The sequence below is a fragment of the Sedimentibacter sp. LTW-03 genome, from assembly GCF_052059825.1.
In the GTDB taxonomy this organism is placed as follows: Bacteria; Bacillota; Clostridia; order Tissierellales; family Sedimentibacteraceae; genus Sedimentibacter.
The window spans coordinates 294,834-307,111 of sequence record NZ_CP197180.1 but is presented as its reverse complement, the minus strand read 5'-3'; the positions used below and the strand labels follow the sequence as shown (position 1 = coordinate 307,111).

Below are 12,278 nucleotides of genomic sequence, written 5' to 3'. Positions count from 1 at the left end.
CTTACTATACTAATGTTTTAATTGTTTCATATAACTTAATTGTATCTTTGAAGGTATCGCTGCCTGTTAGAGATTCAAAAATAATTAAACCCACAATAGTTGACAATATAATTTGTGCCATATACTCAATTGTTTTTTCGCCAGACTTCATATACCCGTCTCTCATATAATGCATAAGTTCATCAAAAACTTTTGAAAATATGCTTTTTAGCATATTTTTTATTTCATCATTAAATTGAGCTTCATATATGGTACAAATAAATAAATCTCTGTTTTTTCTCAATGTGCTTGTTCTTTCTTCTATGATTTTCTCAATAACCTGCTCTGAATTTAGCTTAGTTTTTGATGAGTTGAAGTTTAACATTGGTTTGACAATGAATTTAGATATAGTCTCACAAAACAGGTTATTCTTTGTTTCAAAGTGCCTGAACAATGTTATTTCTGCCACTTCTGCAAAAGAAGAAATTTCTTTTGTAGTAGAACCGGCATATCCTTTTTTAGAAAACACCTCTCTAGCTGCATTTAAAATTCTTTCTCTTGTATCTTCTTCTTTCATAGCTGGACCATCATTTCTAATAACCGATTCCATATGATGCTTCAAAACTTAGCTTAGCCAGATTATAGTTGTGGAGAGACTGAACATATGACAATTCTGCATTATAAAGCATATTTTGAGCATTTAACACATCCATTTGAATTCCAACTCCTGCTTCGTAGGAAAGTTGTGACAATCTGTATGCTTCTTCAAGACTTGCTATATTTTTTTCATAAACACCTACAGCCCTAGAAGCTTTTTGCATATTTAAATAAGCATTATTGACACTTAGCTCAACACTTTGCATTGCATCACTTAATTCATTAATAGCTTTTTCTTTTTCAAAATTTGCTGCTCTGTAATCATATGTGTTTTCTGCGCTGTAATTTGAAACTATATCAAAATACAATCTTGAAACTTCAGTGTTTTCCTGAGCTTGAATTACTTCAATTCTGTTTTTTTGTGCTTCTGAAACTTTATCTGTTAAATCGATGTTATATGACATCTTCAAGCTCATTTTATTTATAACATCGTCAGTTAAATTTACTTTTATATCAAATGGAAGTCCTAATAGCTTGTTAAATTCCATTTTTTTGTATGTTAAATCATCCTTAGCATTTGATAATGCTAATTTAGCTTCCTCAACTGCTGCCTGTGCTGTTAAAACTTCCTGTTTTATGCCTGTGCCAATCTTAAATTTTACCTCTGCAATTCTTTGTTGCTCCTGAAAACGTAAGACATTTTCTTCTTTTACTTCAATGTCTTTTATACTTCTGCTAATTTCATAATAGCCGTTCTTAATTCCAAGCTCTATTTTTTGCTCTATTAATTCTTTGCTTTTTCTCGACAGTTTAACAGCCATCTCAGATTGTCTTTTGTAATATCCCTTTGACAACAGTTTAGTTTCAATCATGGAATTTTCGGGAGCTTTTGACCATAATAATGAAGCTTTTTTGGAAATGACTTGATTTTTTTCAATATCAAGCTGAGCAATTTTTAAGGCTTCATTGTTTTTTAACCCAAGCTCTACAGCTTCCTCCATAGAAAGATTGTATATCTTATTTTGAGACTGCTCCTCAGCATAAGTGATGCTAAATGTTAATATAAGCATTGCTGTCAGTAATACTATTATATTTTTAATCAATGTAATCACCTCATTTTAAGCTTTGTAAGTACTAACTTACATATATTTTAAAAAAATCTGCCGACTTTCATCGGCAGGTTTTTTAATAATTTTATCTGTCGTATACTGAGATATATTCAGTAACTGTTTCTTCAGGTACATCATAGATGTGAAGCATATCTCCATCAGTTAAATCTCCAAGAGATAATATCTTGTTTTCAAGATTTCTGTGTGATATATCAACATCGTAGTAGAATGATTCGTTGCCATATTTGTCAACATCTACGAACCAAGTCATATCTTCGTCTTCATCAGTTCCCACTGCCATAACTTCGATAATTCCGTTCTTAGTGTCAACTCCACCACTTACTATTTCAAACTTGTCAAATTCAAAACTAAAGTCTGAAGCTTTGTATCCTTCTGCTATATTATCAAGTTTTCCATCAGTTGTATTCCATTTTGCAATTACTACATCATCTAATTTAATGTCATTTTTATCAACTGTTGCAGCCTTAATGCTTGAACCTGTTGTTACTTCAACCCCTGCAACTACTTTAAACATGTTGTTTGTCATTTCATCAGCATCAGCATAGAATATTGTTCTATCTACTTTATTTGCCTTATCTAAATCATTTCCGCTTGCAGTAAAGTTAACAAGAACTTTTTCTTGTAAGCTGTTTTGAGTTGATTTACTTAAATCACCTGCATAGTATTCAACAATTTCATCTTCTACAGCCATGAATACATACAATCCTTCTTTTCTAATTTCACGTTTTAATACATAACCATAGTCATTTTTGCCTAAAGCAAAATCTTCTGAATCTTCATAGTAGAATACCATGGCTTCTAATTCATTATCATCACTGCTTGAAACAGCTTTAAATGATCCTGAATTAATATCAGCTATATCTGCCCAAGTATAAGCATCTGCATCAACAAATTTCATAGTATCTAAATCATTTACAGCAACACCATAAAATACTGTTTCATCGCTTACATAGTATATTTTTCCACCAATTTTTATTCTGTCGTAATCGTCATCGATATCTTTGTAGTCAAAAGTTTCTGAATTATCAATTTCTTCAACTACATCGATAGCTGAGATTGTTCCATCACTGTTGAATTCAACATCTACCAAAGTACCTTGCGGTAACATAGCAGTAACATTATTCATAGTTGCACTCACAGATAAATCTTCTTCTGCTCCATTAAATTCAGTTTCATCTTCAGTAAATTCATATGTTATATCATCACCAAACTGATTGATAAGTTCAACATAATATTTATAGCCTGCTGTTCTTGATGCCCATGGTTCTACAGTTACTACGTAATAATCATCATCTCCTGTGTTAACAGCAGTTGTGACGTGACGTCCGTAATTCCATCCTTCAGTTTCTTCATAGTATTTACCAATATAGACTACTACATTTTCGCCAACCATATCTTCCAAATCAGATAATCTGTCATCATCTGCAACCCACTCATAAGCTCCTGGGTTAGTTGCCAATGAATCTATAGTATCATTTTCATCAGTACTCATTGTAAATGCAGGACCTACTGATATGCTCTTGCCGTCAACTACAAGTGTATAATCCCAGTACATATTGTTATCAGAATCTACAGAATCCAATATACCTTCAATCTTATAGTCATAAGCTTCAAGTACATATGCTCCTGATACTTCCCAGAAATAAAGTACATCATCAGCTGCTAAAGCTTCTAAATCTGCAACTTCGCCATTTTTCATTACAACATAATCTTCGCCATCAAGTTTCAATGTGCTTTCACTGTCGCTATACATAAAGTATTTAACTTTTTCGTCTTTTAAATTAACATCTGTAATAACTACAGGAGAATCATAGTTAACCATATCCATAAATATGATATCATCATCATCATTTAATATTACTTTACCTGCTACTTCACCTAATTCTGCATAGCCTACTCCAACTTTTGATGAAGCCATATCTTCAAGATCAGTAACTCTTTCATAATTGTAGAATACAATAGCATCTTCAGCTATTTCAAATTCATCATCTATTTCATCTAATGCAATTTCTATTCCACCATCTTTGATTTTGTAATTATCCTCATCACTCTCAGTAATGTCAACAATCCAGTCCCATGCAATTACATCTCTTGCATCAGTAGTATCTTGAATTGATATTACTAATTCATCATCTTCAATTTTCCCATCAGTGTCTGTATCTCTTACAAATACAGTAACTTCATGTCCAAGAACTGCATCAGCATCAATAGAATCTATCTTTTTGAATGTGTATGTCTTGCCTGCTTCAGTTTTAATTTTAACTTCGTCTGCATCTAACTTAGTTAATGAATGTGATGCTGTTTCAGCTACATACGCTTCTTCTAATTCAAATACATTCAAGTACTTTGTAAGAAGCGTATCATCTGTAATCTTCCAAGTTTGATCTCCAGATGTTACTTCAGTTAAGTCCATTAAATCAATATCTAATGCCTTATTAACTAAATTTGAAACAACGCCTCTTTTTGCTGGATCATTATAATTGAATTTAACACCTAGTGTTAATCCGACTTCAGAAGCTTTTGTTAAATAGTTTGAAGGCCATACATTGCTGTTTAAAGCAGGTTCATAACCTAATAAACGTACCAACATTGCCACTGCTTCCGAATATGTTACTTGAGCTTCAGGTTTAAATGTTCCGTCAGGATATCCAACTATTATTCCTTGTGCAGTTGCTAAGTTAACATATCCGCTTGCCCAGTGAGTTCCTCTCATATCAGCAAATTTTGTGTTATCTACTGAATCTACTGCAATATCCTCCATACCTAATGCACGAATTACAATTGCTGCAAATTCAGCTCTTGTAATTGAATTGTCCGGTTTGAATGTTCCGTCTTCGTAACCAACAATTATGTCTAATGCTGTAAGTCTTGCTACTGCGTCTGCGTAGTCAGTTCCTTCAACATCAGATGGTAAAGCAAAGGCAAAACTGAAACTTGAAAGAATCATAGCCATTGCTAAAACTAATGATAAAACTCTTTTCATCTTATCCTCCTATAAAAATAATTTAAGTTTAGTGATTAAGAGCAAGGACTCTAGCGTTCACCGTGTATTAAATTTAGCTTTTTTGTATAACAAATACAATAGTCAATGAATGTGTAATTGTAAGGTGTTCTTACACATTACCGTAAATGTAAATCACTTTTTTGTTGTTTTGTAATAAAAATGTAATATAGAAAATTGAGAACAAAAGTATCAAATGTAACTTAATATTTAATAGGTAAGCGCCAAAAAAGAAGCCGAATAGAAAGACACATCTAAGTGTGCTAAAGTAGCAAACGAGGAGGTGTAAAATGAGAAGATACAAAGAAGAATAGAAAGAAGAAATACTGAGGAAATTCGAAGAATCAGGGAAGACAGCAACAGAATTTGGTAAAGAAATCGGAGTACATAGGATAACACTATTAAAATGGGTAAAGGCAAAAAAAGCTAAAAATACCACAGCTAATGATGTAGAAAAAAAAGTAGAAGTTAAAATAGAAAAAATATTAACAAGCCAAAAGGAACAACCGAAGAATACTTTAATAGTATTGGGAATGAACGGATGCGTCTTGCAAATAGGAGATGAATTCAATCAATTGACACTAAAGAACATATTGGAAGTGGTAAAGCAACTATGATGGAAGCGTTCATAAAGGAAGCAGCACACATATACATAGCCTGTGGAAAAACAGCTTTTAGAAAACAAATGGAAACGCTTAGTACATATGGTAGTAAATAAATTTAGCTTAGATCCGTATACAGGAAACAGTGTATTCATATTTTGCAATAAAAAGAGAAACGCAATCAAGGTATTGCGATTTGAAGACAACAGTTTTATACTTGCACATAAAAAATTAATAGACGCAGGCGAAATGAAATTTCAATGGTCGAAGAACGAAGAAGAAGTAAAGATATAACATTAGAACAGCTTAGATGGCTGTTACAAGGACTAACCATTGAACCAAAAACAGTTAATCAAGAAAAGTAAAAATATCCCTTGTGTCCATAACGAATGCAAGGGATATTTTTTAATTTTGCCACCCAGTAAAAAAAGCGGTGGCAAATAGGTGGCAATAGAGACTGTATAAAGTTTCGTGTAAATGGTAATACTAACCATAAAAGGGAGGATATATTATCATGAAACACGAAACTTTTTTACGCGAAGAAAAAACACAGGAATTGGCAAAACTTTTAGCAAAGAATTGCGAAAGCTTAAGCGATGTACAAAGTCTTTTAAAAGAACTTTTTAAAGGAACAATTGAAGGAATGCTTGAATCAGAGATGGATGAACATTTAGGATATGATAAACATTCAGCAGAAGGAATAGGCAGTGGAAATAGTCGCAATGGCGATTGATTATATAGAAGACCATATATGGAATTTGATGGTGGTAATATGCCGGAAGGATATATTCTCACTCTCATTAAAATCATATCTGGATTGTCAACAGTAAACTAAAGGATATAATGCTTAATTTAAGCATGCTAATTCTTTGCTTTCCATAATAAATAAACTATAGGCAGTGTAAACACTTCTGCACATGGCACTGACATCCATATACCATTGTCTCCTAAAAACTTAGGTAATACTAACAACAATGGAAGTAATACAATTAAAGACCTACATAATGATATAGCTACGGATTCCTTCCAATGTCCTATAGACTGCATATACGATGCTAAAAGAATGTTTATACCTGATGCAAATAAAGCAGGGAAATAGTAAATAGTTGCAGTCGCAGCAGTCTTAACAAGCTCAACATCATTATCAGCAAATACATTCACTAAAATTTCTTTGTATTTGGTCAATAATACGTATGCTATTATTCCAGTTGCTACGGATATACACAAACTAATTTTTAGAATTGTTCTCATGTTGTTTTTTTCATTGGCTCCATGATAAAAACTTATTAAGGGCTGTAAACCTTCCGCCATACCTAAAAATACTGACAAAATTATTAAAGCTATATATCCAACTATACCAAACGCTGCAAATTGTAAAGATCCCATGTGCATTCCAATTGCAATATTAACGCATAAAGTCGTTATACCCAATGCAAACTCCATAGCAAATGATGGTATTCCTTTTAATAACATCTCTGATATGATTTTTAAATCAATTTTTACTTTTTTAAGATATAAGTTGCCTTTTTTGGATATAAAATGCGGTAGCATCATTATTATGCTAAATACAGGGCCTATGCCAGTAGCTAATGCCGCTCCACTAATTCCCATTTTTAAAGGCCCCATAAAATACCAATCTAAAAATACATTTAATAATGATCCAACAATCTGAGCAATCATTACAAGTTTCGGCTGTGAATCATTTCTCAGCCATGTGCACATAGCGTAGCTAAACATAAAAAAAGGGCTAAATGTAAAGAAACAAGTCAAATATTCAACTACCAAAGTCATTATATCCGAAGTTGCCCCCAGCATTTTTGCAATAGGATGTATAAATATCAAGCTTACCATTGCTATTAGTGCAGTCACTACAGCTAATAGTCTAACAGATATATTAAAAATATCTCTTGCTTCTTTATGTTCTCCTCTGCCATTTTTGTTAGAAATCAGCACACCTGCTCCTACTGATATAAGCATACTTAAAGCAAGCAATATTTCTACAACAGGTACACCTACGGTTACCGCAGCAAGTGACTCTCTCCCAAGCATTCTTGCCACGAAAAGTCCGTCAACTACAATATATAGCGAGTTAAATATAAGACCTGCTATTCCGGGAACAATATAGGACAATAATTTCCTAAACAAATTTTTTGATTGATTCTTAATTGCAGCTTCATTATTTTTCATACTTCCTCCACATCTTAAAATGCATATAAAAAAAGGTAGACCTGATGCAACCTCAGGCCTACCGATGCAATTTTGTTTTATCTCTTTAAAGAGGTATTATTCCCCGGCGAGAACAATACCATGAAATCTATTCATTTTATATTTGCCATATAATATCAAAATAAAACATCTTTGTCAAGATATTTACAATGATTTTATTATTTGTGATATCTGTTTTTTCTAATTTTGTTTTACCATTTTTATTCAAGGTATTCCTCCAAGCAAATGCCTTGCTTGAATATTTCCTTGGCAGCTTACTCACCATCATACGCACATGTAGAAATATAGATCTGTTTGAGCATTATAAAAAGATTTTTATTATATAACGCACAAAACAAAATCAGCCTCTTGATTTTTAAACTGATGTCAAGTGGCTGATATATATATTGTAGTTTACAATGTTCGGGTAGTTTCTTTTGTTTTCAGTCTATACAACTTTTGAATGCCTGTCGGGGTAGTGTACGGATTGAAATATTCTATAAATTCCCAAGAGAAGTGTTCATAAAAATTATCAATATGGGTATAGAGATATATTTCTTTCAAATGTAATTCTTGTATTTTTTCAGGTACGGATTTCAAAAGATAACTACCAATTCCTTGTCCTCGGAATTTTTCATCAACAAATACATCAGTAAGCCAAGGGTAAATATCAGGTCGTGATTTGCAATCGCTCATTAGAATCTGGTACATTCCGGCCGGTTCACCGTCAACCAACGCAAGAAAAGTTTGAGGAATTTGATCTTTTGATATGGCGTTTCTACAAAAAGAATATATTTCCTCCTTCGAATATCCTTCTATCGTACCCCACCAGTTATAAATCCAATTTGTAATAGTGTCGATATATGATGTATCGCCATGACATACTTTTATAATTTCCTTTTTCATCATTTCACCTCCACTAAGGCATTATATACTATGCCATAATGGCAGAGTCAAGTAGTAAGGTGCGTTTCTGCACCTCAACCAATCCCGACTGAGGTTCCAATTTTAAGTCAAACAGTTCCTTGATAATGAGAGTGTCTGTGATTTCTTGCTCCAAAATAGAGGTTAAGTCGGTATCCTTCATCACTTTGCATAAAAATTCCCCCTCGTTAATTATCACAAGGTTTTCCACACTCTCTATAAAATATGGGATTTCGACAAAAACCTTTTTAATAATTTCTTGCTCCTGCATTAAGAATAACACACCTTGATTGAAGGTGTCGGGGATACAAAGCTCACTGCATTGCTTAAATATTTTAGAATACTTACCACTGATTTCTCTATAATCGGTAATATCACCATTCCAATCTACAGTTAAAAAATATCGTTTGGGGATATGCTGTGTAAATTCCTCTTTGTAATTTTTCACTTTGTTTGTTCTATCAATATGCTTTGACATGTTATCTAAAAATGCAACCGAATTTTTTAATTTTTCAACTTTCTCTTTCACAATCTTTTCCCCGTCAGCAAATAGTTTTCCAATATCCACACAGCCATCTTCGGTTAAATATTCTCTAAAGTTTTTAAGTGGTATCCCTAAATCCAGGCACACCATAATCAAATCCACAATCACAAGCTGCTCCACACTGTAGTAGCGATAGCCTGTTTCCTCGTTGATGTAGATGGGAGGAAGTATTCCAAGCTTGCCATAGTATCGCAAGGATTTCACACTGACATCCTTGATTTTACTGACTTCTCCGATCGATAAATATTTTTTCATAAAAGCGTACACCTCCTATTGACTCTGCCATTATGGTACAGTTTATACTTTGCAGTATAACATAAGATTATTTTTTATTCCATAGGAGGTTTTTGCATTTGAAAAATAAACAGTTTTATCAGTTTGTCATACCGTCCATCGGCGCAATGCTTGTCACGGGCTTGTATTTCGTGGTGGATGGTATCTTTGTGGGCAGAGGAGTTGGAACCGAGGCACTTGCCGCTATTAACATCGCTGTTCCGTTTATCTCAATTTTAACATCTGTCAGTATGATGATTACCATGGGCGGAGCAACCATCACTTCCATTCATTTTGGCAGAGGGGAAAATGAAGAAGCTAACAGGAGCTTTCGTTTAAGCCTTGTGATGGTCTTAATTTTCTCTCTTATTATGACCATTGTTAGCTTTTTCTTTTCTAAAAATCTTGCAAGATTGCTTGGTGCAAGTGATTTGCTTTTGGAGGGGGCTGCCAATTATATTAAGTATTTTGTACTATTTGGCATTTTCTTTTGTAGTTCCAATACCTTGTCGGCTTTTGTAAGAAATGACAGCAATCCTCGTCTTGCTTTTTGGGGTATGATTATCGGTGCTGTCAGCAATGTATTTTTAGATTGGCTCTTTATCTTCCCACTGAAAATGGGACTTGTGGGAGCTGCCATTGCCTCGGGACTTGGTCAAGTGCTTGCCTGTCTTGTATTGTCCACACATTTTATACACAAAAAAAACAACCTTACCATTGGAATGCCCCAATTTTCTATGCAAATCATTGGTCAAATCATAAAAACGGGAACGCCCGAATTTATCACACAAATGAGCCAACCTGTCATTATATTGTGCTATAACTTTATTGTGTTAGATATATTTGGTGAAATAGGAGTTTCTGCATTTTCTGTGATTTCCTATATTTTGGTTGTGGTCATCGGTGTATTTACAGGTCTTGCACAGGGTATCCAACCTCTTTTAAGCCGTAGCTTTGGTGAGAAAGACAGCGAAAGCGAAAAGTTCTTTTTCTGTAAGGGGTTAAGACTGAACATATTCCTCGCAACAGTTATCTACGGAATCATGCTTTTATTCGGCAAGGGAATTATCTCTATCTTTAATAGTGACAGTCAGCTTATTTCTTTAGGCTATGATTGTATTAAGGTATACGGCATTTGCTTCTTGTTTGCAGCATGCAATATTGTTTATACGGTTTATTACCTTGCAACCAAAAGGACAAGGCAAGCCCTTATTATTTCAGTGCTGAGAAGTTTTGTGGCAAACATTGCTTTCATTTTCCTCATTCCTGCACTCTTTGGAGTAAACACAATTTGGGCAGGTATGATTGTGGCAGAGCTTGTGGTACTATTTGTCGCAATGATAATCAGTCGCTTACAAAGGAGGGTGGCCTAAAGATGGTGGAGATCCCTTTATTGTTGTCCAAATATATGTAATATCACTGCACCATACGGCAATTTTAAACTGCTTATCATATTGTTTTGCCATAATGAGTTCCTCCTTCTCTACGATACTTTCATTGTATCATACTTAATGTTTTTATTTAGGATTTTCTCATTTTGACTTGTACTTTTTATATTCTAACACCAAGGATTGTTTTTTAACAATCGGCTTCGTTGTAAAACGAGAAACAAGGAGTAAGACTATGAACCAAGTAATAAGGAGTAATTAAAAAGAGTACTTTTATGCTTTTGCATCAGGTACTCTTTTTTCTTTCGAAGAATTATAGTATAAGGTTTAGTTTGTAGTTTACAAGCTCCACAATTTATTTCCCTTTAGGTCTACAACTATTAAAAATGATTTGTTTTCTACAACAAATATATTAACTATAAAAATTTTGTCATTTATAACATATAATATATCTTGTTTTTCTTGACGAAAATTTAAATAAGGTATGCTGCATATCTCAAGTAAATCACTTCCATCATGATTCATTTTAAAAACGTTCAAGTTATTAGATTCTTTAGTTGAAAAGATAATTCCATTATTAGTAACATATAAACTCCTTATTTCTAATCCTTTATCATCTAGATAAATTATGTTATTTTGAAAGTTATTTACATCAAATTTATATATTTTATTCATATCAACACTATAAACATTACCATCAATTTCTTGTAGTTGTGAACCAATTATTGGTACTTCTTTTATTTCTTTGGAACTTATGTCATACATAAACTTAGTGTAATTCATTCTATAATATATTTTATCTTCACATATAACAAAATCCCCCATTATATATCCAGAATTTTCGTTGTCAAGTATGGTGATCTCCATGCTATCGATGTTTATACTCATTAAGTATCCTAGTGAGAATCCAGCATCAGGCTCAACATCGCCTTTATCGCCTATTGCATAGATATTATCTTCATATATAATAAAATTCCATATACTAATATTGTCAACTTCTTCGTCTATGAGTACTTTGTAGCCTGTGCCATCAGTATTTATGCAAGAAAAGGCAGAACTTGAATTATTATTCAAACGTTCAGTAAAGTATATTACTCCGTTATAATAAAATATTTTTATAAAACTGTTGTTGGCAATAATTTGGTTACCACTTCCATTTTCATTAATTTTATACAACTTACATCCATCATTATAATTAATATAGTACACAAACTGACCATCAGAAGTGAACATACTTAGATTTGCAGCATTTGAACTTAAATTCATTTGATAAGTTTCAGTTTGAGGCATCTTTTCATCCACATCAGCACTACAACCTAAAAGCAATGATACCAATATTATAATAGAAAACATAGTTTTGCTCATTGTACATTCCTCCATTAGATAATAAGCCGACCGACAAGGGTTGGCTTATACTTACTTAATACTCAATACTTAGTAACTCATTTATATTGTTCATAAAGTTCAGCATTATTCTTTAATAGTAATGAGAATTTATATACATCTTCTTGTGCAATTCCAAATCTTTATGTATTCAAATACAAACTTGTAAGCCTGTTGGTAACCCTGAATTTTAAATCTATTTAGCCATTCTCGTTTAATTATGGCATAAAACGATTCAATGCAGGCATTATT

The 12,278-nt window shown here is 33.0% G+C and carries 11 protein-coding genes; 3 read left to right on the top strand and 8 right to left on the bottom strand.

Going from position 1 to position 12,278, the window contains the following annotated elements; translation table 11 throughout:
- Window positions 1-4: 4 nt before the first annotated feature.
- From ACS3UD_RS01545 to ACS3UD_RS01535, 3 genes are all read right to left on the bottom strand, one after another.
- Complete coding sequence (locus tag ACS3UD_RS01545) at window positions 5-589, bottom strand: TetR/AcrR family transcriptional regulator (protein ID WP_440977719.1); 585 nt, start codon at window positions 587-589, stop codon at window positions 5-7.
- The gene (locus ACS3UD_RS01540; RefSeq protein ID WP_308138088.1) at window positions 573-1,679 is read right to left on the bottom strand and encodes a TolC family protein; all 1,107 of its coding nucleotides are present in this window, start codon (window positions 1,677-1,679) and stop codon (window positions 573-575) included. The genes ACS3UD_RS01545 and ACS3UD_RS01540 overlap by 17 nt, the downstream gene beginning before the upstream one ends.
- A gap of 91 nt (window positions 1,680-1,770) precedes the next feature.
- A complete protein-coding gene (locus ACS3UD_RS01535; protein WP_308138089.1) occupies window positions 1,771-4,689 on the bottom strand; it encodes an S-layer homology domain-containing protein in 2,919 nt (972 codons plus the stop codon).
- 677 nt (window positions 4,690-5,366) lie between these two features.
- Between ACS3UD_RS01535 and tnpB the strand changes: the two genes are divergently transcribed.
- Both tnpB and ACS3UD_RS01525 read left to right on the top strand, forming a co-directional pair.
- The gene (gene tnpB / locus ACS3UD_RS01530; RefSeq protein ID WP_308138090.1) at window positions 5,367-5,603 is read left to right on the top strand and encodes an IS66 family insertion sequence element accessory protein TnpB; all 237 of its coding nucleotides are present in this window, start codon (window positions 5,367-5,369) and stop codon (window positions 5,601-5,603) included.
- Window positions 5,604-5,823: 220 nt separating this feature from the next.
- Window positions 5,824-6,042, top strand: coding sequence for a transposase (locus ACS3UD_RS01525; protein ID WP_374049885.1), 219 nt, complete (start codon window positions 5,824-5,826; stop codon window positions 6,040-6,042).
- Between the two features lie 128 nt (window positions 6,043-6,170).
- Here the strand turns inward: ACS3UD_RS01525 and ACS3UD_RS01520 are convergent, their stop codons facing one another.
- The 3 genes from ACS3UD_RS01520 to ACS3UD_RS01510 all read right to left on the bottom strand — a co-directional run bounded on the left by ACS3UD_RS01520 (window position 6,171) and on the right by ACS3UD_RS01510 (window position 9,237).
- Complete coding sequence (locus ACS3UD_RS01520) at window positions 6,171-7,496, bottom strand: MATE family efflux transporter (RefSeq protein WP_308138091.1); 1,326 nt, start codon at window positions 7,494-7,496, stop codon at window positions 6,171-6,173.
- A gap of 432 nt (window positions 7,497-7,928) precedes the next feature.
- Window positions 7,929-8,423 (bottom strand): GNAT family N-acetyltransferase, encoded by a 495-nt coding sequence (locus ACS3UD_RS01515; RefSeq protein WP_308138092.1) that lies wholly within the window; start codon window positions 8,421-8,423, stop codon window positions 7,929-7,931.
- Window positions 8,424-8,448: 25 nt separating this feature from the next.
- Complete coding sequence (locus ACS3UD_RS01510; RefSeq protein WP_308138093.1) at window positions 8,449-9,237, bottom strand: MerR family transcriptional regulator; 789 nt, start codon at window positions 9,235-9,237, stop codon at window positions 8,449-8,451.
- A gap of 98 nt (window positions 9,238-9,335) precedes the next feature.
- Here ACS3UD_RS01510 and ACS3UD_RS01505 point away from each other — a divergent pair, with 98 nt between their 5' ends.
- Window positions 9,336-10,628, top strand: a complete 1,293-nt coding sequence (locus tag ACS3UD_RS01505; protein ID WP_308138094.1) for an MATE family efflux transporter — start codon at window positions 9,336-9,338, stop codon at window positions 10,626-10,628.
- A gap of 354 nt (window positions 10,629-10,982) precedes the next feature.
- Here ACS3UD_RS01505 and ACS3UD_RS01500 read toward each other — a convergent pair whose 3' ends face one another.
- Window positions 10,983-12,008 (bottom strand): DUF5050 domain-containing protein, encoded by a 1,026-nt coding sequence (locus tag ACS3UD_RS01500; RefSeq protein ID WP_308138095.1) that lies wholly within the window; start codon window positions 12,006-12,008, stop codon window positions 10,983-10,985.
- Between the two features lie 129 nt (window positions 12,009-12,137).
- Complete coding sequence (locus ACS3UD_RS01495; protein ID WP_374049919.1) at window positions 12,138-12,266, bottom strand: IS3 family transposase; 129 nt, start codon at window positions 12,264-12,266, stop codon at window positions 12,138-12,140.
- Window positions 12,267-12,278 lie beyond the last annotated feature (12 nt).

What these genes read in the sequence shown, in the direction of transcription:
- ACS3UD_RS01545 (WP_440977719.1), bottom strand. Translation starts at nt 589, where the DNA reads ATGGAATCGGTTATTAGAAATGATGGTCCAGCTATGAAAGAAGAAGAT.
- ACS3UD_RS01535 (WP_308138089.1), bottom strand. Translation starts at nt 4,689, where the DNA reads ATGAAAAGAGTTTTATCATTAGTTTTAGCAATGGCTATGATTCTTTCA.
- ACS3UD_RS01525 (WP_374049885.1), top strand. Translation starts at nt 5,824, where the DNA reads ATGAAACACGAAACTTTTTTACGCGAAGAAAAAACACAGGAATTGGCA.
- ACS3UD_RS01520 (WP_308138091.1), bottom strand. Translation starts at nt 7,496, where the DNA reads ATGAAAAATAATGAAGCTGCAATTAAGAATCAATCAAAAAATTTGTTT.
- ACS3UD_RS01515 (WP_308138092.1), bottom strand. Translation starts at nt 8,423, where the DNA reads ATGATGAAAAAGGAAATTATAAAAGTATGTCATGGCGATACATCATAT.
- ACS3UD_RS01510 (WP_308138093.1), bottom strand. Translation starts at nt 9,237, where the DNA reads ATGAAAAAATATTTATCGATCGGAGAAGTCAGTAAAATCAAGGATGTC.
- ACS3UD_RS01500 (WP_308138095.1), bottom strand. Translation starts at nt 12,008, where the DNA reads ATGAGCAAAACTATGTTTTCTATTATAATATTGGTATCATTGCTTTTA.